We start from the raw sequence: 24,970 nt of genomic DNA, 5'->3' as shown, positions 1-24,970 counted from the left end.
GATGGAATATGAAATAATTGTAGGGTTGGAGGTTCATGTTGAGCTTTCAACAAAATCGAAAATATATTGTTCGTGCACTACAGATTTCGGGGGAGAAGCAAATACTTACATATGCCCTGTCTGCACCGGTATGCCTGGAGTACTTCCGGTTCTAAATAAAAAGGTGGTGGAATATGCCGTAAGGGCAGGACTTGCCACCAATTGCAGTATTGCGGAATACAGCAAGCAGGACAGGAAAAACTATTTTTATCCCGACCTTCCCAAAGCATATCAAATTTCACAGTATGACCTTCCCCTTTGCCAAAACGGATATATTGATATTGAGGCGGAAGGAGGAACAAAGAGAATTGGAATTACGAGGATACATATTGAGGAAGATGCGGGAAAGCTTATGCATGATGAACATGAAACGGGGACTTTGATTGATTATAACAGATGTGGTGTGCCGCTCATCGAGGTTGTTACCGGGCCGGACATGCGTTCGGCGCAGGAAGCTAAGGCTTTTGTGGAAAGCCTCAGGAACATACTTCAGTACATTGATGTTTCTGACTGCAAGATGCAGGAAGGCTCCCTTAGAGTTGATGTCAATCTTTCGGTAAGGCCCAAGGGGCAAAAGGAGCTCGGGACGAGGACGGAGATGAAAAACTTAAACTCCATAAGGTCAATGGTAAGGGCAATTGAAGGTGAGGCCAAAAGGCAGATTGAGGTTATTGAAAATGGCGGCTTTATCGTTCAGGAAACCAGGAGATGGGATGAACACAAGGGCATAAGCTATTCCATGAGAACCAAGGAAGAGGCCCACGATTATCGATATTTTCCGGAGCCGGACCTTATGCCGATAGTTGTGGATGAAAAATGGAAGGAAGAGATAAGAAGAAGCCTTCCTGAGCTTCCAGATGCCAGAAGGAAAAGGTATATAACCGATTACGGACTTCCCGAATATGATGCAACGATTCTTACAGGCTCAAAGGCTCTTGCCGATTTCTTTGAAGCTGCGGCGATAAAGTGCAATAATCCAAAGGCCGTGAGTAATTTTATCTTAGGGGACGTCTCGAGAATTCTTAATGATAAGGGAATGGAAGCTGAAGACATACCTTTTCCGGCTGAGTACATATCAAGGCTGGTTAAGTTGGTTGACAAGGGAACAATAAGCATAACCATTGCCAAAAAGGTATTGGAGATAATGTTTGAGCAAAAAAAGGATCCGGAGGCCATAGTGAAGGAAGAAGGCCTCGAAGTTGTAAGTGATGAGAAAGCCCTTGCCGAGGTTGTGAAAAAAGTAATTTTAAACAACGAAAAATCGGTTCAAGATTATAAAAAAGGCCAGAATAAAGTTTTTGGATTTCTGGTGGGACAGGCTATGAAAGAGACAGGCGGAAAAGCAAATCCCCAGCTTTTAAACAAACTTTTGAAAGATGAACTTGAAAAGAAAGATTTATAAATACAATGTGCGCCGCAAATTTGCTTTAATCTTTTGGCGCAGGAGGTTTGATTATGAATAAGAATGCATTAACTAAATATGTAATTTGTGCAGTGTTAATCGCTTGCAGTTTTTTGATAAACAAAACAGTGGGATATATACTTTTTTTAGCATTTCTGATTTATACCTTATACAGCGAAAGAAGTGTTTTTTACCAAGTTTTTGCAAGCCGCGCTTATCGAAAGGGAAATACGGATAAGGCAATTGGATGGCTTGAAAAGGCATGCTGTACTGCGAAAAGCAAACCGGCAGTTAAAATCTTGTACGGCTATTTGCTTCTTAAGACAGGAAAATTAGAAAAATCCGAGAAAGTTTTTGAGGAGCTTTTAAATTCAAATATTGACAATGACAGCATGCTCCAAGCAAAGTCCAATTATGCGTTGGTTCTTTGGAAAAAAGGACAGTTAAAAGACGGTATAAAAATGCTGGAGGACGTGTTTTCAAGCTATAAAAACACAACAATATACGGCAGCCTCGGCTATCTTCTTGTTTTGGACGGAGATATGAACAAGGCTTTAAACTTCAATAAAGAGGCATATGAGTACAATAGCTCCGATGCTGTTATACTGGATAATTTAGGATATACCTATTATAAAATCGGTAATATTAAAAAAGCTGAGGAAATATATCAAAAACTTGTTAGTCTTAATCCTTCCTTTCCTGAAGCATACTATAATTACAGCTGTGTTTTAAAAAACTTGGGAACGGTGGAGAAGGCGTTGGAAATGGCAAAAAAGGCAAAAAACTATAAAATGTCGTACCTTAGCAATCTTGAAGAAAAAGAATTGGATGACCATATAAAGGAATTGGAGGCTTTGGTTTCAACCAAATCCAAATGAATGGAAAGACTCTAAAAATGATGAAAAAGCCTGTATATCAAAGCAATATGTCATTATTTGCAGTTAGAGCCAAAAAAACAGGTGGGACGGTCTTGTATACAAAAAACATTTTGTATATAATTAGAGTTGCTTGAAAGCCAGTAAATTAGCTATTTATAGTGAGCAGGTATTATTACCTGGTGATAATATATCATTAATTAAATTATGTAAGTACAATTTTTGAAATAGCATTTGGTATTATGAAAGGAGAAGAATTTATGAGTTTTTTGGAACAAATAATTGAAAGGGCAAAATCAAACATCAAAACCATAGTTTTGCCGGAAAGTACGGATTTGAGGGTAATTAAAGCAGCATCTATGATAGCTGAAAAGGGAATTGCAAAGGTTGTGCTTATAGGCAATGAAAACGAAATCAAGAATCTGGCGGGAGACATAAACCTTGAAGGAGTGACGATAGAAGACTCTTTAACCTCCGAAAAATTGGAGGATTATGCAAATACATTATATGAGCTTAGAAAATCAAAGGGGATGACTATTGAAGCTGCAAGAGAGACAATAAAGGATCCCCTTTATTATGGAGTCATGATGGTAAAAAAAGGTGAAGCGGACGGTATGGTGGCTGGTGCCGTCAATTCCACTGCAAATACTTTAAGACCTGCTTTGCAGATATTAAAGACAGCTCCGGGCACCAAACTTGTATCATCCTTTTTTGTTATGGTTGTACCCAATTGTCAATATGGTCATAACGGAACTTTCGTATATTCCGATTGCGGATTGGTGGAAAATCCGAATGCAGAAGAGCTTTCCGAAATTGCAATATCTGCAGCCAAATCTTTTGAGGTTTTAGTTGATGCTGAGCCTCAAGTAGCCATGCTTTCTTATTCTTCCTACGGCAGTGCGAAAAGCGAGTTGACAGAAAAAGTGATTAAAGCAACACAGCTTGCAAAGGAAAAGGCTCCGAATCTTGCAATTGACGGGGAGCTGCAGGTGGATGCCGCCATTGTTCCGGAAGTGGCAAAGTCCAAAGCGAAGGGCAGCAGTGTGGCAGGCAAGGCAAATGTTCTCATTTTCCCCGATCTTGATGCTGGTAATATTGCATACAAGCTGACACAGAGACTTGCAAAGGCCGAAGCTTACGGCCCTATAACGCAAGGTTTGGCAAGACCCGTAAACGATCTGTCGAGAGGCTGCAGTGCCGAGGATATAGTAGGAGTTGCAGCAATTACTGCAGTTCAGGCTCAATACGTCAAGCCGTAAATTGTGCGCAAACTTTAAGGAAGTTGTTGCTTAGAGCTTAATAGAAATATAAATTTAAAAAAACAGAACAGGAGTGAGTTTTTAAATGAATATTTTGGTTATCAATACCGGAAGTTCATCACTAAAGTATCAGCTGATTGACATGACAAACGAGTCTGTACTTGCAAAGGGTGTGTGTGACAGAATCGGTCTTGAGCATTCCTTTTTAAAGCATTCAAAGACCGGTGGGGAAACTGTAGTTATAGAAAAAGACCTGTACAACCACAAGCTTGCCATACAAGAGGTAATTTCCGCTCTTACAGATGAAAAAATCGGAGTTATAAAGAGCATGTCGGAAATTTCCGCCGTTGGTCATCGTATTGTTCACGGCGGAGAGAATTTTAAGGAATCTGCTATAATTGACGAAAATGTGATGAAGGCAATCAGCGATTGTGTTGAGCTGGCTCCCCTCCACAATCCGTCAAATATAGTGGGAATTGAGGCCTGCAAACAGATACTGCCCGATGTACCGATGGTTGCTGTTTTTGATACCGCTTTTCATCAGACAATGCCAAGACATGCATATATTTATGCTCTTCCTTATGAGATATATGACAAGTATAAAATGAGAAAATACGGATTCCACGGAACCTCCCACAAATATGTGGCTCACAGGGCGGCACAAATGCTGGGAAAACCCATTGAGAGCTTAAAGCTTATAACCTGCCACCTTGGAAACGGAGCAAGTATTTGTGCAGTAAAAGGCGGAAAATCTGTGGACACTTCAATGGGATTTACTCCTCTTCAAGGTTTGTGCATGGGTACCAGAAGCGGAAATGTTGACCCGGCAGTTATAACTTATCTTATGGAAAAAGAAAAAATGGATATAAACGATATAAACAACTTCCTCAATAAAAAATCCGGAGTACTGGGAGTTTCGGGTGTAAGCAGCGATTTCAGAGATGTTCAGGATGCGGCTGAAAAGGGAGACGACAGGGCGCAGCTGGCATTGGACATTTTCTGCTATGGAGTAAAGAAGTATATAGGAAAATATATTGCAGTGTTAAACGGTGTTGACGCAGTGGTATTTACTGCAGGTATTGGCGAAAACAATGCTTATATAAGAAAAGAAGTTTTGAAAGACATGGACTTTTTCGGAATTAAAGTAGACTGGGAGAAAAATGAGGTAAAGGGTATAGAGACCGATATCAGTGCTCCCGATGCCAAAGTAAAAACTTTAGTTATTCCGACAAACGAGGAATTGGAGATTGCAAGGGAAACTTTAAGGCTTATAAAAAAATAACGGTTTTAAGTTTACAAGCCTGTTTTCTTTGAAAGCGGGCTTGTAAATTTTCTCTTCTTTTTTTTATGTGAAGTTTTTTTGTATGAATATGAGGAATATGTTAATAATATAAGAAGAAATTCCGTATAAAGATAAACAAAAATTATTTTGTTCTTTGAGCTAATCTATCACATAATTCTTGACATGTGAGTTATTAGTTAGTATAATAGTTCCTGTCGGTTTTAAGAGGTGACTTTTATGAGAATTGATATATCCGATATTTTAAAGCACAATGGAGCATCGCTGAAACTGGATTTTGCCGAACATGTTAAAGTCAATGACTTTATTCCTGAGGATTTTGACTTTGGCGGGCCGATAACTTTTAAAGGTACTTTAGTAAATTCCGGCGGGATTATAAAGCTTGACGGTGAGTTGTGGGCGGATTACAGGGCAAAATGCTCAAGGTGCTTGGGAGACATTGATTCAAAGATACACATTGCCGTTAAAGAGGACTTTATTGAGGAAGGCAGCGATAAAGACGAAGAGGACTATTATACATACCAGGGCAAGTTCATTGAGCTGGAAAAAGTAATGATAGATAATATCATATTGAATCTTCCGGTAAAACAGGTTTGTGATGAAGCCTGCAAGGGATATTGCCCGAAGTGTGGTGCGGATCTTAACAATAATGAATGCAAATGTGTAAATGAAGACATAGACCCGCGATTGGAAGTATTTAAAAACTTTTTTAAAGACAACTGATTAGATTATATCAAAGTAACAACAACAACAAAATCGAGTACCTTCTATGTGTACAAGATTTTATTTATACACAAGGTTTGTTGTATGGTGACGAGGAGGTGTAATTCATGGCAAATCCAAAACGTAAATGGTCTAAGGCTAGAACAGGCAAGAGAAGGTCTCAGTGGAAATTATCAGCACCTAATTTGGTCGAATGTCCACATTGTCACTCCTTGAAGATGCTCCATAGAGTATGCAAAGAGTGCGGACATTATACGGTAAGGCATAAAGGTGAGCGTAAGTCAATTGAGGTTCTCAGCGTAGAATAGAGTAAAAGCAGCAGATACAACTGCTGTTTTTTGCTTATATTTGGCCTCTTGGAATGAAATGAAAGAGGCAAAAGCGAAGGGACTCGATGTTCCGAGCTTTTATTTTATTGAGAATACGGTTTAAGTAAAAAAATGGGGAGGTTTTGGGTTGGAGTACAGGCCTATACCGATTAAAAGGGTACTGCCCGGAAGCATTGCGGAAGAGTCGGAGCTTCAGGAAGGGGACTTTTTGCTGTCCATTAATGGCGAAAAAATAAGCGATATATTTGACTACAGGTTTTTAATTGCCGATGAGTACCTTGTCCTTGAAATACAAAAAAAGGACGGAGAAATCTGGGAAATAGAGATTGAAAAAGACGAATATGAGGATTTGGGTATTGAGTTTGAGAGCCTGATGATTGACGATGCCAAAAGCTGCAGAAATAAGTGCATTTTTTGTTTTATAGACCAATTGCCCAAGGGGATGAGAGAGACTCTTTATTTTAAGGATGATGACTCCAGGCTTTCGTTTTTTATGGGAAATTATGTTACACTGACGAATATGAGTCACAATGATATTGACAGGATAATAAAATATAAAATGTCTCCTATCAATGTCTCGGTTCACACCTCAAACCCCGAACTGAGGGTATATATGCTAAGGAACAAGACAGCAGGGGACGTAATGGATAAAATTAAGAGACTGATAGACGGCGGAATAACTGTTAATGCCCAGATAGTTTTGGTAAGGGGAGTAAATGACGAAAAAGAACTGGATAGAACCATAGGAGACCTTAGTTCCCTTTATCCGGGCCTAAACAGTATTTCGGTCGTGCCGGTAGGTATTACAAGGCATCGCGAGGGCTTGTACGAGTTAAAGCCCTTTGATATGGAGTCATCCCGGAAAGTCATCAAGCAGGTTGAAGCTTGGCAAAGGGAGCTTCTTTCAAAATATGGCTCCAGGATAGTTTATATTGCGGATGAGTTCTATATCATGGGAGAGCTCGAAATACCGGATTATTGCGTTTACGAAGACTTTCCCCAAATAGAAAACGGAGTGGGCCTTATTGCGATGCTAAAAAAGGAATTTGACGATTATCTTGGAAATCTTAAGTTTGAGCTTAAAAATAAGAGGGAGGTTGCTATAGCAACCGGAGTTACTTCATATAAATATATAAAGGAAATGATAGATGTTCTTGGAAAGAAATATGAAAATTTGACTGTTCACATTTATAAAATAAAGAATCATTTTTTTGGAGAAAATGTTACTGTGACCGGGCTTCTTACAGGACAGGACATATTAGAGCAGCTGTCGGGAAATAAGATTGGGCAGGAACTTTTGCTTTCGGAGTCTATGCTAAAGTCCGGTGAGAGTGTATTTCTTGATGATTATACTGTTGAAATGCTGGAGAACAAGTTAAAAACGAGGATAACGATAGTTGGAAATAATGGAAAAGACTTCATTGAAAAAGTTTTGGGAATAGTTTTATAATATTATGGTTTGATTTTTAACTATTTTGAACATATGGAGGGAGATAAGTTGCCGAAGCCTGTAGTTGCAGTAGTGGGAAGGCCTAATGTGGGCAAATCGACTTTTTTTAATTACCTTGTGGGAAAAAGGATTTCCATTGTGGAGGATACACCGGGAGTAACCCGTGACAGAATATATGCCGAAGTGGAATGGAGAAACAGGAAATTTACACTGATAGATACCGGCGGTATAGAGCCATATTCTGAAGATACGATAATGCAGCAGATGAAAAGACAGGCTGAGATAGCGATTGAGACAGCTGATGTCATTGTATTTATGGTGGATGTAAAGGACGGGATTACTGCTTCGGACAAAGAGGTTGCCACCATGCTCAGAAAGACCCAAAAGCCTGTAATACTAGCGGTCAACAAAGTGGACCAGATTGGAGAGCCTCCCGCGGATGTCTACGAGTTTTACAACCTGGGTTTTGGAGAATTAATGACCATTTCGTCTATTCACGGACTGGGAATGGGCGATTTGCTTGATGAGATATTCAAATATTTGCCTGAGGAGGATGCCGAGGAATACGATGAAGATGTAATAAAGGTTGCGGTGGTCGGAAAACCTAATGTTGGCAAATCCTCTCTTATAAACAGAATTGCAGGTGAGGACAGGGTTATTGTAAGCGATATTCCGGGGACGACAAGGGATGCCATTGACACTTATATTGAAAACGAGCATGGTAAATTTGTTTTTATTGATACGGCAGGTATCAGAAGACAGAGCAGGATTAACGAAAAAATTGAAAAGTACAGCATAATAAGGTCATGGACGGCGATTGAAAGGGCGGATGTTTGCCTGATATTAATAGATGCAAAAGAAGGGGTTACCGAGCAGGATACAAAGATAGCCGGATATGCTCACGAACAGGGCAAGGCTTCGATTATAGTGGTAAACAAGTGGGATGTGATAGAAAAGGAAACCGGAACTTTAGAGGAGTACAGAAAAAAGGTTCATGAAAAACTAGGGTTTATGCTCTATGCTCCGGTAATCTTTATATCGGCTATGACCGGACAGAGAGTCGACAAGATATACGGACTTATAAAATATGTTGCGGATCAGGCAGCTATGAGAATTTCCACCGGAGTATTAAACGACCTTCTGAACGAAGCTACTGCAATGGTGCAGCCACCGTCGGACAAGGGAAAACGGCTCAAAATTTATTATATGACTCAGGCGTCTGTCAAACCGCCTTCATTTGTTCTTTTTATAAACGATATGAAGCTTATGCATTACTCCTATGAGAGATACCTTGAGAACCAGCTTCGAAAGAGTTTTGGTTTTGAAGGTACACCGATAAAATTCATATTAAGGGAAAAAGAAAAGGAGTGATGGCATTGTTTTGGCTGGTATTGAAGGCGGTATTGGCCGCATTAATAGGTTATCTTTTGGGAAGCGCAAACACATCGCTTATTGTTGGAAAATTTTACGGTGTGGATGTGAGAAACCACGGCAGCGGAAATGCCGGTATGACAAATACTTTGAGGACACTGGGGAAAATTCCCGCTTTGCTTGTAATTGTGGGGGATATGCTAAAGGGAATTTTGGCATGTATTATTGGGTATTATATTTTCCAAATAGGTTTTGATTCATCCGAATTCAATTATGCTGTTGAGCTTGACAAAGCCGGATTGTTTGCCGGAGGATTGGGGGCAATCCTTGGACACAACTGGCCCCTTTATTTCGGTTTTAGAGGAGGAAAAGGGGTTTTGACTACTTTTGCTGTGATACTTCTTGCAGGGCCGTATCAAGGGCTCATCCTTTTGGGTGTGTTCTTGGTAGTGGTTGCCCTGACCAGGTATGTGTCTTTAGGATCCATAACGGCTGCGGTGTGTTTTCCTTTTCTGGCTGCTTTTATGGAAAAGGAAATCATATATACTTCGTTTGCCGTTTTTGTATCTCTTCTTGTTATAATCAGGCATCGTTCTAATATTGTAAGATTGTGCAAAGGTACCGAACACAAATTCGGTACCAAAAAGAAGGAATAAGGGGAGGCTGAATATGAACAAAAAATTGTCTATAATTGGCGCCGGAAGCTGGGGTACTGCTCTGGCGGTGTTATTGGCCAACAAAGGGATAAATGTTCGGATGTGGTCCGTTTTTGAAGATGAAATCAAGATGCTGAGTGAAAAGAGAGAGCATGTACATAAGTTGCCGGGAGTTGTTATCCCTGAAAATGTCACATTTACTTCGGATCTGGAGAATGCTGTGAGTGATGCGGAGGTGCTGGTTGTAGTGGTGCCTTCTCAGACGGTCAGACAGACTGTGAAAGATATATCAAAATATATAAGGGACGATACGATAATTGTAAGTTGTTCTAAAGGTTTGGAAGAGGGTACCGGATTTAGAATGTCAGAGGTAATAGACCAGGAGGTAAAAGGTTCAAAAACTGTTATCCTTTCGGGCCCAAGCCACGCCGAAGAGGTGGGAAAAGGTGTGCCTACGGCGGTTGTTGCAGCATCTTGTGATATCGAAGCGGCAGAGATTGTTCAGGATATATTTATGTGTCCGGAATTTAGAGTGTACACCAATTCGGATGTTGTCGGAGTTGAGCTTGGCGGAGCATTGAAAAATGTAATTGCATTATGCGCCGGAATATCGGACGGTTTGGGGTTTGGTGACAATACCAAAGCCGCACTTATGACCAGGGGAATAACCGAGATTTCAAGGCTGGGTGTTTCCATGGGAGCAAATCCCCAGACTTTTGCAGGGCTTACGGGCATAGGAGACCTAATTGTGACCTGTACCAGCATGCACAGCAGGAACAGGAGGGCCGGAATTTTAATCGGTCAGGGAAAATCGGCCAAAGAAGCCATGGATGAGGTAAAAATGGTTGTTGAGGGCGTTAAGACGACAAAAGCCGCCTATGAACTTGCCCGGAAGAAAAATGTGCCGATGCCCATAACCTTTGAAGCGCATGAAGTATTGTTTAACGGCAAGAATCCAAGGCAGGCAGTGTACGACCTTATGATGAGAAATAAGAAAAATGAAGTTGAGGAATTGGACGGAAAATGGCTCTGATTAGAATGGATTTTTTAGAGTCATAAAAATATGCTAAGAATTCGAGATAGAAAAGTGAGCAGATAATGAAAGACGACTGCTCACTTTTTTTTGTCCTTTTTGTAATAATAGAAGAATATAGACAATATATTTATATTGATAAGAATACTAGTACTCAAAACTTAAGATGCGTTCTATTTAGGCAAAACGGGCAGAAGATGTTCCTACAGCTTTTATGGATGCACTAAAGACGGTATTGCCGCAATATTTAAGCTTAAGTTTCGAGGGATAAAGAATTGATTGCAGAAGGTTTAAATAAAAGTAAGGGGGGTTTGCGGGTGGAAAAATATAATATATACCAGCAAATAGCAGAAAGAACGCAGGGAGATATATATATAGGTGTTGTAGGTCCGGTTCGAACAGGAAAATCTACATTCATAAAGAGGTTCATGGACTTATTGGTTATACCTAATATAGAAAATGAGTTCTCAAGGGGAAGGGCAAAGGATGAACTTCCGCAAAGTGCTTCCGGGCGAACAATAATGACCACTGAACCTAAATTTGTTCCAAATGAAGCCATTAAAATTGAGCTTGATGAAAACGTTCAGTTTAAGGTAAGATTGGTGGACTGTGTCGGATACATGGTAAAAGGTGCCATCGGTCATATGGAAAACGATGCGCCCCGAATGGTGTCGACGCCTTGGTTTGATGAGCAGATTCCGTTTGTTCAAGCCGCTGAAATCGGCACAAAGAAGGTTATCAACGAACACTCTACTATCGGATTTGTAGTTACAACCGACGGCAGTATAACCGATATTGCCAGGGAGGACTATGTTGAAGCCGAAGAGCGCGTTGTGAAGGAATTAAAAGAGATTAACAAGCCTTTTGTAATACTTTTAAATTCAGTAAATCCATCTAGCCCTGAAACGGAAAGTTTAAGGCAGGAGCTTGAAGCAAAATACAATGTTCCGGTGATAGGCACCAATTGTGCGCAGCTCAGAATCGAAGATTTGAACAACATAATGGAGAGGGTGCTGCTTGAGTTCCCGATAAGTGAAATCGGAGTTAACATACCGAAATGGATTGAGTCCCTCGAGGATAATCATTGGCTCAAAGTTGACATGGTAAACGCGGTAAAAGAGGCTTTCAGAGGAATTACCAGGATTCGGGAGATCAAAGGAAGTGTAGGCAGATTTGATGAATTTGAATTTATAAAACGGGCTTACATCGACCATATAAACTTAGGCTCAGGAACTGCGTATGTGGAGATTAATGAGCAGGATGGATTGTTTTATCGCATATTAAGCGAAATGACCGGACTTGAGATTGACGGTGAGCACAGACTCATATCCCTTATGACGGAGCTTGCAAAGGTAAGGAAAGAGTACGACAAGGTTCGGGATGCTCTCAATGAGGTCAAACTTAAAGGATATGGCATAGTATCACCTCAGATTGAAGAAATGTCTCTTGAAGAACCCGAAATAATAAAGCAGGGAAGCCGCTTTGGAGTAAAGCTTAGAGCAAGCGCACCTTCAATACATATGATAAGAGCAGATATTGAAACGGAAATTGCACCTTTGGTGGGAACGGAAAAACAATCGGAAGAGCTGGTTAGCTACCTTCTCAAAGAGTTTGAAAGCGAACCGGAAAAGTTATGGCAATCAAACATCTTCGGAAAGTCATTGCATGAACTGGTGAGTGAAGGACTCCAAAACAAGCTTTACAGAATGCCGGAAGATGCACAGCTCAAACTTCAGGAGACATTGCAAAAAATAATTAACGAGGGAAGCGGAGGACTTATCTGTATTATTCTGTAGCCTGGCCAAATTAGCGAGGGGTACAAAAAGAGACAGAGAAATTTGCGAAGTACTGCCATACAAAATACTATGGAAGTACTTTGCTTATTTTACTCTTAAAAATATGTTAACATAACAACAAAATGTGTAGAAAAAGAGTCAAATTAATATGTTGGGGAGTGGTAAAAAATTCATAGCGCAAAAAATATGCATAAAAATAAAATAATATGCTTTAAAATGATAGAATAAATACAAAAAATATGATAATATATATAAAGTGAGCAAGGTATTGTTTATACAAAAAATTAATCTAAAAAAAGTTTGCAGTTTACTACATAATTAATATGTAATTAATATCCATTAATATGCTATTAATATGCAAATCAATAGAATCAATGAGTCTTGTAAACGTTCCAAACAGGCAGAATATCGCTATTTGCGAGAAAGATTTAGGCAACGGGGTATTTTAGCCTGGCCGATAAAATTGATACAATAAGCTAAAAAACGGACGTAGAATAAGCAAAATGGTGCATTTTGAGCTATAACGTAATATTTTCACTAAAAATAGTAATTATTTCATGTTGTTTTTTTTTAGATTAATTTATAATATAATTTATTGTATAAGCAATATCTAATATCATTAAAGGGGGAAAAACTATGCTCAAAAAGGTAATCGCATTAATGTTGGTTGCTGTTATGGCTTTAAGTCTGGCAGCATGTGGTGGAGGCGACGGTGGCAAGACTAATCCTTCACCAGATTCAGGTAACACTCAAACTTCACCGGATGCAGGTACAAAGAAGGATCCAGTGACATTGTCAGTTTGGATCATGCCTAACAGTGACACTGCAGACCAAGATCTCTTAGATGTTCTCAAACCATTCACTGACGCTAATCCACATATTACAGTTCAGCCTACAGTTGTTGACTGGGGTGCAGCTTTGACAAAGATCACAGCTGCTGCTACCAGCGGAGAAGCTCCTGACCTTACTCAGTTGGGTTCAACTTGGACAGCTGCTATTGGATCAATGGGTGCTTTGGTTGACCTCAGCACAGAAATTGACAAGAGCGTTTTCGTTCCATCAACTTTGCAATCAGCTACTATCAAAGGTAAGAGCGAAATGTACGGTATGCCTTGGTTTACTGAAACAAGAGCTCTTTTCTACAGAAAAGATGCAGCTGAAAAAGCAGGCGTAAATCCTGAAACAGATTTCGCAGATTGGGACAAATACAAAGCAGCTCTTAAGAAACTCAACGGTATTGAAATTGACGGTCAGAAGTTAGCTGCATTGGGTATGCCTGGTAAGAACGACTGGAACGTTGTTCACAACTTCTCATGGTGGGTTTACGGTGCTGGCGGAGACTTTGTAAGTGAAGATAGCTTGAAAGCTACATTCTCAAGTGATGCAGCACTTAAAGGTATCAAATTCTACTCAGAACTTGCTGTTGAAGGTTTAATGGATATGCCTTCACTTGAAAAGAACACAGGTGATATCGAGTCCGGATTCAAATCAGGCGCATACGCTACATCATTCCTCGGTCCTTGGAACATTGCTAACATGAGAAAAGAAAAAGACAAGGGCGAAAGCGACATGATCGATAAAACAGGAGTTACTATGGTTCCTGCAGGACCAGAAGGAAGATTTGCATTCTTGGGTGGAAGTAACATTTCTATGTTCAATTCATCAAAGAATAAAGAAGCAGCTTTCGAACTCCTCAAATACTTAGCTACTAAAGAATGTCAAGTTGCATACTCAAAAGTTACAGGTATGCTTCCGACAGTTCAGGCAGCTTATGAAGATCCATACTATGAATCTGATGCATTGATGAAAGTATTCAAGGATCAGTTGGCTTATGCTAAGCACTATCAATCAATTCCTGCATGGGCTTCTGCAGAAAACTACTTCCAGCAGGGTCTCAGCAAGATCTGGGATAACGCTATGGGAATTGAAGGTGCATACAGCTACGATAAGACTGTACAAATCGTAAAAGATGTTGAAGGTCAGATCAACAAATTATTGGAAGAAAACAAGATTCAGTAATAAAATCAAGTATGAAATGATTTTTTAGAAATAGTTTTTTCTTAAAAGATCGTTTATAAGTTAATTGTGTTTAGTGCAGGGCAGAAATGCTCTGCACAGACTCAATACTTTTATTATGTTTTTTATTGTCAAAATGCTATAATAATTGTGGGAGCTTGATTATATGGATATACAATTAAAGAAATCTGGTATAGGTGTTAAAGAAAAAAGGTCAAGTCATCTGTTATATTCAATAAAACAGAATTTATTTGCATATGCCATGTTAATACCTGCCTTTGTGTGCATGCTGTGCATTCACTTTATTCCTATGCTTCAGGGAATATATATGTCTTTCCTGGATCTTAACATGATGACAATGACTAAGTTTCTGAAAGCACCGTTTATAGGTCTTGGAAATTATTACGAGGTTCTTTTTGATAAAGAGAGTTTACTTAGAACAGGTTTCTGGTTTGCTCTTAGGAATACGGCTATCTATACATTTTTAGTTACTTTTTCAACTTTTGCCTTTGGAATTATACTGGCTATGCTTGTAAACAGAGAATTTAAGGGCAGAGGTATTGTAAGAACCGCACTTCTTTTGCCTTGGGTTGTACCTTCATATGTTGTTGGTATGATATGGGGCTTTTTATGGAGACAAGATTCCGGTTTGATAAATATTATTTTGCATGACATTCTGCATATACTGCCTAACAAGCCGTATTGGCTGGTAGGACGCAACCAGCTTTGGGCAATAATCATACCTACAATATGGAGAGGTCTTCCTCTTTCAATGATTCTTATGCTCGCTGGTTTGCAGAGTATATCGCCTGATTATTATGAAGCGGCTGATATTGATGGCGCTAACGGTTGGCAGAAGTTCTGGAATATAACTTTGCCCCTTTTAAAACCCATTCTTGCCATCAACGTCATGTTTTCTCTGATTTCAAATATTTATTCTTACAACATTGTTGCAATGATGTTCGGTAACGGTGCCGGTATCCCGGGTGACTGGGGAGATCTTCTGATGACAAACATTCAGAGAAACTCATTCCAGTTGTGGCAATTTGGTCCCGGTGCTGCGGCAATGATGATTGTAATGTTCTTTGTACTTGGTATCGTTGCCTTATGGTATTCATTCTTTAAAGATGATTTGGTGGTGAAGTAATGGCTAAAGTAGGTTATTTTGAATCAATGAAACGAAAGAAAAAAATAAAGGATGCCCTTGCCAATCTACTTCTTGCTGTATTGGTAGTATTAGCCCTGGGCCCTATAGTATTTATGGTATTGACTTCTTTAATGAATCATAATGCCATAGCAGCAGGCAAATGGATTGCGCCTACTCGTTTTTCCAACTATGTTGAAGTGTTCCAGAAACTTCCTTTCGGTATTTATTTTAGAAACAGTCTTATTGTGTGTACATCTGTTATGATTGTTGCACTCGTTATTGCAACACTCGCAGGGTATTCACTGGCAAAGTATAAATTCCCGGGTTCGGGTTTTATTGGCATTCTTATTCTTTCGACTCAGTTGCTTCCTGGAATGATGTTCTTGCTTCCTCTATATCTCGACTTTGTTAAGATTAAGGAAGCTACCGGAATACAGTTGATAAACTCACTTCCAGGACTTGTAATAGTATATTCGGCGTTTTTTGTTCCTTTTAGTATCTGGATAATCAGGGGATTTTTCGCGTCCATACCCGGTGAGCTTGAAGAAGCTGCCAGAATAGATGGATGCAACAAGTTTACAGCTTTCTTAAGAGTAATGCTTCCTTTGGCCGTTCCGGGAATTGTAGCAACTGCAATATACATTTTCCTGATGGCTTGGGACGAGTTGATTTTTGCTTGGGTTCTTCTGAAAGATGCTGAAGTAACCACTATTCCTGTTGGTATCAGAGCCTTTGTTGCTTTCACAACAGCAAGGTATGATTTGCTGATGGCAGCGGGAAGTATAGTAACTGTTCCAGTACTTATAATGTTCTTCACTATGCAGAAGAAGTTTATTAGCGGTATGACTGCCGGAGCAGTTAAAGGTTAATCCTTTGATTAATTAACTAAGGGATTTATTTGAATAATATTTTTAAAGATACAATCAATTTTATCTGAAATATGATTTAATTTTGATAAAAAGCTTTAATTAATTTTATCTGGGCTTTGGCGAAATTTAATTTTGTCGAAGCCTAAACTTATTTTTGGGGGGTGGGAAATAATTTGAAATTTTTTTAATTAAATATTACAATATAAGTTGTAGTTGAGTAAATGAAATGTTATAGATTCATAAAATTGAAAGACCGGGTGTTGTGGTTTGAACGCAGATTTAAGTATTTCATATTCAATTGCGGTATTTATTGTGGTTTTATTATCAGCTTCTGTTTTAAACCTGTTAAAAGAGCATTATATATTTCAAATCACGGGAATAGCCTTTCTATTTATGATAGGCATTATTAGAATGACATCAGCCATTTTAGACAGTTCTGTTGTATCGGTTTCACAACTGTATTTTGTTTTGCTTCCCATTCTTTCGGGAATAGGTGCATGCCTTGTTTCCATGTCTCTTGGTTTTTGGATATTTCCGATTATCAGAAGCAAATTTAAAAATTAAATGTCAAATAATTTTAGGACGCACAAATATTATGCTAACTTATTTCACCTAAATCTAATTTTTCCTTAGAATAAATTACATAGAGGAAGATTGATTTTTTTTATAGAATTATTATGTAAACCTGATATAATTAGATTTGAGGAAAGAGAGGAGGGGAGTTGTGAAAAAGTTAGCATTTTTATTGGCTGTATTAACAGTTGTAACAATCATGGCAGTTCCTGGCTTTGCTGCAAGCGGTCAATATTATTCGGGGTATTGGGGTGTAACTTCTAATGCATTTATAGCTGTAGACGGAAAAGTTTTGACGCTAGAGCGTAATCCAGTAATTATTGACGGAAGAATTTTGGTTGCGGCAAGAACTACATTTCAGGTGTTGGGAGTAACAACCGAATGGTACCCTTCTTATGGGGTAATAGAGATGTCTAAAGGCGATAAGTCCATTACAATGAGTATAGGGCTCAAGGTGGCATATACGGATCGTTCCGTAAAGTATATGGAAGCTCCGCCTATCCTTGTAAACGGCACTGTTATGGTCCCAATTAGATTTGTTGCCGAAGCTTTCGGTGAAAATGTAGGATGGGATGCAAAGAACGAGATAGCTTATATTGGAAGGCAGCCGACAGAAATACCTTCAAGAGGCGGACTTACAAACAATAGAACCTATAAAGTTGTTATTGATGCCGGTCACGGGGGTACTCAATCAGGGGCTGTGTATGGAGGAATAAAGGAAAAAGACTTGAATCTGGATATTGCCAAGAGGCTAAATGGTTTGCTGATAGCTGAGGGTATAAAAACATATATGACCAGAGACAATGACGCAACAGTGGGGCTTTATACAAGATCTGCTCTTGCAAACAATGTTGACGCGGATTTGCTTGTAAGCGTTCATAACAATGCCGGGAACAGTAAGACTACAGGATCTATGACCTTGTATCATCCTGACAGCAGCAAAAAAAAGGGAAACCTTACTGCATATGAGTTTGCGAAAATAGTCCAGAAAAACTTGAACAAGACCTTGAAATCAAAGGATATGGGAGTCATTCAAAGACCGAATCTTGCAGTATTAAGAACATCAAACATGCCTGCGGTCATAGCGGAAATCGGCTATATGACAAACAGTGCGGAGCTTTCGAAGCTGAAAACGGATTCATATAAGCAGCAAGCGGCAGAAGCATTAAGGGATGCTGTACTTGAAAGCTTGGAAAAGATGTACAAATAAAGCTTTTCCGATAACAAGTATAATAAAAGTATTTGATTGATTGAAGCAATACTAAATAGTAATAATTATTTTAGTATTGCTTTTTTTATTTCATAAAGCACAATTTCTAGAAGTTCAATTTCTACCGGTTGGCATAAGCTTTCAGGCTGCAGTAATCATGTTAAGGTGCTGTTTTTACTGCAACATATACATGAAGCTTGTGATATTTTCATGGAGCAGATCCGGGTCAAGTTTGCCGTTTTCGGCATCCCTGTACAGACTTACATAAGCTTCACGAGCTCTTTTAATGTGCTGCTTCTTGCTTACAGGCCAGTCTTGGCTTTCTTCATATGCTTTTATTTCGTCAATGTAAGACTTTATTATCTCAAGCTTCTTTTCATTTGTCATTTGTTAAAACCTCCCTTAAGGTTTTAAAGAGTAAATAAAAACTTATCCATTTATAGGTTTTTCGTTTTATTATTTATTTATTCAAGGCAATGTTTTCTTTTGTATACAGAGTTTTAAAAATGGAATATATTAGGGGAGTGTATCGGGTTATAACTTCCTTTTAAGACGGACATATTTGTGTTATAATTATTTGGTGCAATTAAACTATAAAAACACATGAGGTATGGGATAGATGAACGAAAAAACGCTTAGAGTATTGGAATTTGACAAAATAATTAACAAGCTGGTGAGTTTTACGACATCTCCTTTGGGAAAGGAATTGGCTGAAAAGCTGATGCCCGATAATGATTTTGAAAGGGTTCTGAAGTCGCTTAAGGAGACCAGTGACGGTGTGACTTTTATTGCAAGAAGAGGAAGCCCTCCAATGGGAGGAATTCATGATATAAGGAATAGTTTAAAAAGAGTTGAAATAGGAGCAGTTTTAAGCCCGGGAGAGCTTTTAAAAACTGCTGATGTTTTAAGAGCGGTAAGAAATCTAAAAAACTATGCGAGCAATGATAATATTAAGACGGATGACGACAATATGGTGGGTGAGCTTATAAGATGCCTTGAGTCCAATAAAAGCGTAGAAGACAGGATTTATATGTCAATATTAGGTGAGGATGAAATTGCCGATAATGCAAGTCCGACCCTTGCCAGTATAAGAAGGCAGATACGCAATGCACAGGAATCTATAAAAGACAGGCTCAACGAAATTATCAGGTCATCAAAATATCAAAAGTATATTCAAGAGCCCATAGTTACTTTAAGGGGTGATAGGTATGTAATTCCTGTCAAGCAGGAGTATAGAACCGAAATACCCGGACTTATACACGATTCTTCAGCCAGCGGAGCCACTATTTTTATTGAGCCCATGGCGGTTGTTGAAGCAAACAACAATATAAGAGAGCTTAAGATTAAGGAGCAGGCTGAGATTGAGAAAATATTGTGGGAATTAACCGAAGCGGTAAGGGAAATTGTTGATTTTCTAAAATCAAATGTTTCCGTTCTTGCAAGGCTGGATTTCATATTTGCCAAGTCCAAGCTCAGCCTTGATTACAACTGTGTTTGCCCTGTACTTAACGATGAGCATAAAATATTAATAAAAAAGGGAAGACATCCTCTTCTTGAGAAAAAAACTGTGGTTCCCATTGATTTTTGGATTGGGGAAGACTTTAACACCCTTGTTGTAACGGGTCCGAATACCGGAGGAAAAACAGTTACATTAAAAACTGTAGGTCTGTTTACCCTTATGACCCAGGCCGGCCTTCATATTCCGGCAAATGAGGGAACCAGGATGAGTGTTTTTAAAAAGGTTTATGCGGATATAGGGGATGAACAGAGCATAGAGCAGAGCCTTAGTACTTTTTCTTCGCATATGAAGAATATTGTTGGAATATTAAACGATGTGGATGAAGATTCCCTTGTTTTGTTCGATGAGCTTGGTGCAGGAACAGACCCGACTGAAGGAGCGGCTCTTGCAATGTCAATACTTGAGTATATAAGAAACAGGGGAAGCACTACGGTTGCCACCACTCATTACAGCCAGCTGAAAGTATATGCTGTAACAACAAATTTTGTGGAAAACGCCTGCTGTGAGTTTAATGTGGAGACACTAAAGCCTACTTACAAGCTTTTGATTGGGATTCCAGGAAAGAGCAATGCCTTTGCCATATCCAAAAGACTGGGGCTTTTTGATGATATTATTGAGCGGGCAAAAGAGTTTTTGACGAAAGACGATATAAAATTTGAAGACATGCTTATGTCAATTGAGAAAAACTTAAGTCAGTCGGAAAGTGAAAAGATGAAAGCCGAAAGCTACAGGCTTGAGGCCGAAAAACTAAAAAAAGAGCTTGAGCATCAGAAAAGGAGACTTGATGAAACCAGGGAGAAATTCATGCAGGAAGCCAAGGCAGAAGCACGGAAAATCCTTCTTGAAGCAAGAAGGGAAGCCGAAGAGATTATTTCGGACATGAGAAGGCTTGAACAGGAAGTCCATAACGCACAGAGGCAAAAGGAAGCAGAGTCACTTAGGCTCAAGCTTAAAAGAAAGATTGATTCTATCGAGGATACATTGGCCTCACCTCTTGCTCCTAGGAATGCTTCGGTAAAGCCACCCCAAAACTTAAAACCCGGGGATAGTGTTTTGATTGTCAACTTAAATCAGAGGGGGACAATTATTACTCCTCCGGACAAAGACGGAGAGGCAGTGGTGCAGGCAGGAATAATGAAAATAAATGTCCATATATCAAACTTAAAACTGATAGACGAGCAAAAAAGCGTGCTAAACAGCTCAGGGATTGGCAAGATAGGTGTATCAAAGGCTAAAAATATATCAACCGAGATTGACCTTAGGGGATTCAACTTGGAAGAGGCCATTGAAAGTGTTGACAAGTATTTGGATGATGCATCTCTTTCCGGGCTTACGGAAGTTTCTATCATTCACGGCAAGGGAACCGGAATACTGCGAAGCGGTATACAGAAGTACCTAAAGTCAGACCCCAGGGTTAAATCTTTCAGACTTGGAAAGTACGGAGAAGGTGAGTCGGGGGTTACAATAGTCGAGCTTAAATAATGTTGTTTACCGGTATTTTATAGTGTTATGACATGTTAAACACAAATTTTAGTGTGTGTAAAATAAAACATGTAAATATGTTGACAATCACATGAAAAATAAGGTATTTTATAATTGGTTCGACAAACGCATAATTTATCTTAAGTGCTTGTAGATTCCAGTAGATACAAGCACTTTTTTAATTATTTCCTTTATTAGGCACATATTCAATAAAAAAATCTCTTGCATTATATCAAAGGGTCTAATATTATATAATCAAAAGAATGTTATCTCTTTCAGATAATAAAACTCTTTATTAAACTTTTTTCAAATGGGAAGGGTACTATGGATAAAAGAATAAAACTTGTAATAAAGCTTGTTCTTATTTTTGGGGGAACAGTTGTGGGTTTATTGCTAGGATTTAGGCTTGCAATTTATTTGGCGCCATTTCTTATTGCATTTGCCATATCTTCATTGATAGAGCCTGTAATCTGTTTTCTTATGAAAAAATTGAAGTTTAGAAGAAAATTTGCCGCATTGGTGTCATTGCTTTTGGGCTTAATGGTTATAGCTATACTGCTTCTTTTGCTAATATCCAAACTTTATAATGAAATAGCAAGCCTTTCAAACTCTCAGCCGCAGTTTTGGAAAGAAACATATCAAAATATATCGAATTTGATAAACAAGGGATTGAACATTTATTTTGGTCTTCCCAGTGAGGTTACCGCGCAAATTTCAAATATGGTTTCGAATCTTTCCCATTCCGTTACCGGCGTGGTGGATTCTTTTGTGAAGGGGATTTACAATACTGCGGTATCCATACCTCAGATGGTAATATTTGTGCTTGTGACAATTTTATCAACCTACTTTATTGCCAGTGATAGGGACGGAATTTATGACTATATCAAACGCAATGTGCCCCAAGAATTTTTAAATAAGGTAATAGATATAAAAGACAATATGTTTGCTGCTTTGTTCGGATATATTAAAGCGCAGATGATATTGATGGTAATAACTTTTTGTGAGCTTTCTCTTGGGTTTACAATAATTGGAATTAAACGCCCTATTCTTCTGGGGTTGGTTATCAGCTTTATTGATGCCTTTCCGGTACTTGGTACAGGCGGAGTACTTGTTCCTTGGGCAATATATGAGTTTTTAACCAAGGACATCAGGATGGGAGTCTCGCTACTGATTTTGTATGCCATCGTACTTGTTATAAGGCAGATGATAGAGCCGAAGATAGTCGGACAGCAGATAGGACTCCACCCTTTGGTAACGCTGATGTCAATGTATCTCGGGATGCGGTTCTTTGGTTTCTTTGGGCTTATTTTAGGCCCTATTACGGTATTGGTTTTTAAAAACGTCATTTTGGGAATGATAAAACAAAGGAGCCTAAAAGAGCTGATAAGCGATTTTACAAAAAAATAAAAAACTAAGTTGTGGAGCATATGGATGCTTTGCAAAAGACAAAGAAGTCAGAAAGCCAATAATTGTTACTTACAGCTTTCTGATTTCAGCTCTTTTCCCAATTTCTTTATTGCTTTTTTTTCAATTCTTGATACATAGGACCTTGAAATTCCCAACATTTTGGCTATTTCCCTCTGGGTTTTGCTTGAGCCGTTTAAGAGTCCGTAACGCAGCTCTAAGACCATTTTCTCCCGGGATTTTAGTACATCTTTCATTTTGTTGTAGAGGCGTTTGACCTGCATCTTAAGTTCTACTTCTTCAACTACCGATTCCGATTCATTGCCGATAACGTCAATGAGAGCTATTTCATTTCCATCCCTGTCAACGCCTATGGGGTCTTGGAGGGAAACTTCGCTTTGGTTCTTTTTGGTGGAGCGAATATGCATTAAAATTTCGTTTTCAATGCATCGTGCTGCATAAGTTACAAGTCTTGTGCCTTTTTCAGGCTTGAATGTGGAAATGGCTTTTATTAATCCTATGGTTCCGATTGAAATTAAATCGTCGCTGTCACTTATGGTAGAGTTGTATTTTTTTACGATGTGGGCAACAAGTCTTAAATTTCTTTCTATAAGTATGTTCCGTGCTTCTTCGTCACCTTTTTTTAAGAGATTTAAATAATACTGTTCTTCCTCAGGACTTAAAGGTTGGGGAAAAGAATTGATATTGGATATATAGCCCGAAAGGAAGAATATACTATTTAGCATTTCAATAAACGAGGAAATTAATATATATAGCAAAATAGGGCACCTCCAATGAATTGGCTACCCTATAATTATATGTAGGAAGAGTATTTGAGGTGCCAGTACAACAATAAAATCAAAAGCCTTTTTTCAAGATGGTTTTGGCAATTTCTTCAAAGATGGGTGCAGCTATTGTTCCACCGCTTTTTCCGTCTTCAATAAACACTGCGACCGAATATTTCGGGTCAAGCCTGGGAAAATAGCCGGCAAACCAAGCATGAACCACTTTTTGGCCATTAATATATTGACCGGTTTCGGCACTTCCGGTCTTTCCGCCGGCACCGCCATATTCACTCAAATTTGCTCTGCTTCCGGTACCGCTTACTGTAACCTCCTCCATAAGCTGCTTTATTTTATCGCATACTTCTTTGCCGATAATTCTTTGGCCTTTATTTTTCCTTATGACCTTTACAGTATTTCCTTTGCTGTCAACTATTGAATCAACTATGTTTACATTGTTCTTGATTCCTCCGTTGGCAATAGTGGCAACCATGTCTGCAACCTGGAGGGGAGTTGCCAGGACATCCCCTTGACCTATGGAAATATTGGCGGTATCTCCGTAAGTGAAACTGTCGGGGGAGGGAAGATTTCCGGCCGATTCTTCAACTCCTTGAGCGTCAATGCCGGTAACCTTGCCGAAACCAAACTTGTTTGCAGTCTCTATTATGCTTTTTGGACCTATTTTTATGCCCAGCTCGATAAAATAAGGGTTACACGAAGATGCAAAGGCTTCGTGAAGGTCAATTAATCCGTGTCCGCCCCTTCCATAAGCAGAGCATCTGAATTCCTTGTCTCCCAAAATCACATACCCCGGGCAGAAGTAATACATTGAGGGATCAATATTTTGGCTGTAGGTGCTTGCCAAGTCAATAATTTTAAATATGGAGCCAAGATTGTAGGATGCCACAGCTCTATTAAACAACTCATTGTCCGGGCTCTCTAGATATTTTTCGATTTCATTGGGGTTGTAATCGGGTTTGCTTACCATTGCAACAATATCGCCGGAACTGACTTCTTCTATTACGACAGCACCTTTGAGATTATACCTGTCCATGACTTCTTCCGCTGTTTTTTGGATGTTGTAATCAATGGTTAGTTTTACATTGAGCATTTCGGTGTTTTCGCCGGAGTTTATAAATCTATAACCCAGACCTTTTATAGGGTTGGGTTTTGCATCGGTTATAACAGCCACACTGATTTTGGAGTCTTTTTTTAGATAGTCTTCATAAGCTTTTTCTATGCCTGTTTGTCCGGTCATGTCAATTTTGTTCAGGTATCCTAGAACATGCTTGGCAGGTGTGCTGTCATCATATCTTTCAAGGGAGTGTATAAAAGATATTCCTTGAACTTTTTCTTTAATTAGAAGCTCTTTTTCGTTTTCGTCAATACTGATTTTTATGGGTTCTTTTTTAATTTCAATCTGTCTTCGAATTTCATCGAAATTGAGCTTAAGGATGTTTGATATCTTTTGAAGATCACTGTAGTTGTCCTTAAGATAAAGCGGCTGTATTACCGCATCCACCTTCTTTTTTCTGTTGGTAAGAGGAATAAAATTTCTGTCAAGTATGTTTCCTCTCGGCACTTCAATGGGAACTGCGGATATTTTTTGTGCTGTTGCCTGTATGAAAAGCTTTTCGCCTATGAACAGTTGTATATATACCACTCTTAATACAAGCAGTAGGATTGAGATACTAAACACTGCCAGAATAATTTTATTGCGTTTGGTTATCATAGT

General features: G+C 39.0%; 21 protein-coding genes. 18 read left to right on the top strand and 3 right to left on the bottom strand.

Annotated features, from left to right (window positions below; all coding sequences use genetic code 11):
* Position 1 precedes the first annotated feature (1 nt).
* From gatB to PLH43_RS00245, 16 genes are all read left to right on the top strand, one after another.
* A complete protein-coding gene (gene gatB / locus PLH43_RS00320) occupies positions 2–1,441 on the top strand; it encodes an Asp-tRNA(Asn)/Glu-tRNA(Gln) amidotransferase subunit GatB (protein WP_324358885.1) in 1,440 nt (479 codons plus the stop codon).
* Positions 1,442–1,494: 53 nt separating this feature from the next.
* On the top strand, positions 1,495–2,319 hold the full coding sequence (locus tag PLH43_RS00315) for a tetratricopeptide repeat protein (RefSeq protein WP_324358883.1): 825 nt from the start codon (positions 1,495–1,497) through the stop codon (positions 2,317–2,319).
* Positions 2,320–2,576: 257 nt separating this feature from the next.
* Positions 2,577–3,575 carry a phosphate acetyltransferase gene (gene pta / locus PLH43_RS00310; protein WP_324358881.1) on the top strand — a complete coding sequence of 333 codons (999 nt, stop codon included), beginning with the start codon at positions 2,577–2,579 and terminating at the stop codon, positions 3,573–3,575.
* Positions 3,576–3,660: 85 nt separating this feature from the next.
* Positions 3,661–4,857: an acetate kinase gene (locus tag PLH43_RS00305; RefSeq protein WP_324358880.1), complete on the top strand. Its 1,197-nt coding sequence runs from the start codon at positions 3,661–3,663 to the stop codon at positions 4,855–4,857.
* A gap of 237 nt (positions 4,858–5,094) precedes the next feature.
* Positions 5,095–5,598 carry a DUF177 domain-containing protein gene (locus tag PLH43_RS00300; RefSeq protein WP_324358878.1) on the top strand — a complete coding sequence of 168 codons (504 nt, stop codon included), beginning with the start codon at positions 5,095–5,097 and terminating at the stop codon, positions 5,596–5,598.
* Between the two features lie 107 nt (positions 5,599–5,705).
* Positions 5,706–5,906: a 50S ribosomal protein L32 gene (rpmF, locus tag PLH43_RS00295; protein ID WP_038287256.1), complete on the top strand. Its 201-nt coding sequence runs from the start codon at positions 5,706–5,708 to the stop codon at positions 5,904–5,906.
* A 148-nt stretch (positions 5,907–6,054) separates the two neighbouring features.
* The gene (locus PLH43_RS00290) at positions 6,055–7,377 is read left to right on the top strand and encodes a DUF512 domain-containing protein (protein ID WP_324358875.1); all 1,323 of its coding nucleotides are present in this window, start codon (positions 6,055–6,057) and stop codon (positions 7,375–7,377) included.
* Between the two features lie 48 nt (positions 7,378–7,425).
* Positions 7,426–8,748 (top strand): ribosome biogenesis GTPase Der, encoded by a 1,323-nt coding sequence (gene der / locus PLH43_RS00285; RefSeq protein ID WP_324358873.1) that lies wholly within the window; start codon positions 7,426–7,428, stop codon positions 8,746–8,748.
* Positions 8,748–9,404, top strand: coding sequence for a glycerol-3-phosphate 1-O-acyltransferase PlsY (gene plsY / locus PLH43_RS00280; RefSeq protein ID WP_324358871.1), 657 nt, complete (start codon positions 8,748–8,750; stop codon positions 9,402–9,404). The genes der and plsY overlap by 1 nt, the downstream gene beginning before the upstream one ends.
* Before the next feature lie 13 nt (positions 9,405–9,417).
* Entirely contained in the window at positions 9,418–10,437 is a 1,020-nt protein-coding gene (locus PLH43_RS00275) for an NAD(P)H-dependent glycerol-3-phosphate dehydrogenase (RefSeq protein WP_324358869.1), read from the top strand.
* Between the two features lie 317 nt (positions 10,438–10,754).
* A complete protein-coding gene (gene spoIVA / locus PLH43_RS00270) occupies positions 10,755–12,233 on the top strand; it encodes a stage IV sporulation protein A (protein ID WP_324358867.1) in 1,479 nt (492 codons plus the stop codon).
* Positions 12,234–12,869: 636 nt separating this feature from the next.
* Positions 12,870–14,252: a sugar ABC transporter substrate-binding protein gene (locus PLH43_RS00265; RefSeq protein WP_324358865.1), complete on the top strand. Its 1,383-nt coding sequence runs from the start codon at positions 12,870–12,872 to the stop codon at positions 14,250–14,252.
* A 163-nt stretch (positions 14,253–14,415) separates the two neighbouring features.
* On the top strand, positions 14,416–15,396 hold the full coding sequence (locus tag PLH43_RS00260; RefSeq protein WP_324358863.1) for a sugar ABC transporter permease: 981 nt from the start codon (positions 14,416–14,418) through the stop codon (positions 15,394–15,396).
* On the top strand, positions 15,396–16,265 hold the full coding sequence (locus PLH43_RS00255; RefSeq protein ID WP_324358861.1) for a carbohydrate ABC transporter permease: 870 nt from the start codon (positions 15,396–15,398) through the stop codon (positions 16,263–16,265). The genes PLH43_RS00260 and PLH43_RS00255 overlap by 1 nt, the downstream gene beginning before the upstream one ends.
* 267 nt (positions 16,266–16,532) lie before the next feature.
* On the top strand, positions 16,533–16,829 hold the full coding sequence (locus tag PLH43_RS00250) for a hypothetical protein (RefSeq protein WP_324358859.1): 297 nt from the start codon (positions 16,533–16,535) through the stop codon (positions 16,827–16,829).
* A gap of 160 nt (positions 16,830–16,989) precedes the next feature.
* Positions 16,990–18,048, top strand: a complete 1,059-nt coding sequence (locus PLH43_RS00245) for an N-acetylmuramoyl-L-alanine amidase (protein WP_324358857.1) — start codon at positions 16,990–16,992, stop codon at positions 18,046–18,048.
* 174 nt (positions 18,049–18,222) lie between these two features.
* On the opposite strand, the gene PLH43_RS00240 is transcribed toward PLH43_RS00245, so the two are convergent.
* Positions 18,223–18,435: a hypothetical protein gene (locus PLH43_RS00240; RefSeq protein WP_324358855.1), complete on the bottom strand. Its 213-nt coding sequence runs from the start codon at positions 18,433–18,435 to the stop codon at positions 18,223–18,225.
* A 232-nt stretch (positions 18,436–18,667) separates the two neighbouring features.
* Between PLH43_RS00240 and PLH43_RS00235 the strand changes: the two genes are divergently transcribed.
* A complete protein-coding gene (locus PLH43_RS00235) occupies positions 18,668–21,049 on the top strand; it encodes an endonuclease MutS2 (protein WP_324358853.1) in 2,382 nt (793 codons plus the stop codon).
* 324 nt (positions 21,050–21,373) lie between these two features.
* A complete protein-coding gene (ytvI, locus tag PLH43_RS00230) occupies positions 21,374–22,456 on the top strand; it encodes a sporulation integral membrane protein YtvI (RefSeq protein ID WP_324358851.1) in 1,083 nt (360 codons plus the stop codon).
* A gap of 65 nt (positions 22,457–22,521) precedes the next feature.
* Here ytvI and sigK read toward each other — a convergent pair whose 3' ends face one another.
* The gene (sigK, locus tag PLH43_RS00225; RefSeq protein ID WP_324358849.1) at positions 22,522–23,232 is read right to left on the bottom strand and encodes an RNA polymerase sporulation sigma factor SigK; all 711 of its coding nucleotides are present in this window, start codon (positions 23,230–23,232) and stop codon (positions 22,522–22,524) included.
* 79 nt (positions 23,233–23,311) lie between these two features.
* On the bottom strand, positions 23,312–24,967 hold the full coding sequence (locus PLH43_RS00220; protein WP_324358847.1) for a penicillin-binding transpeptidase domain-containing protein: 1,656 nt from the start codon (positions 24,965–24,967) through the stop codon (positions 23,312–23,314).
* Between the last annotated feature and the right edge of the window lie 3 nt (positions 24,968–24,970).

The organism is Acetivibrio sp. (assembly GCF_035371925.1).
In the GTDB taxonomy this organism is placed as follows: domain Bacteria; phylum Bacillota; class Clostridia; order Acetivibrionales; family Acetivibrionaceae; genus Hungateiclostridium.
The sequence above is the reverse complement of the archived record's forward strand: the minus strand, read 5'-3'. Positions and strand labels throughout refer to the sequence as shown.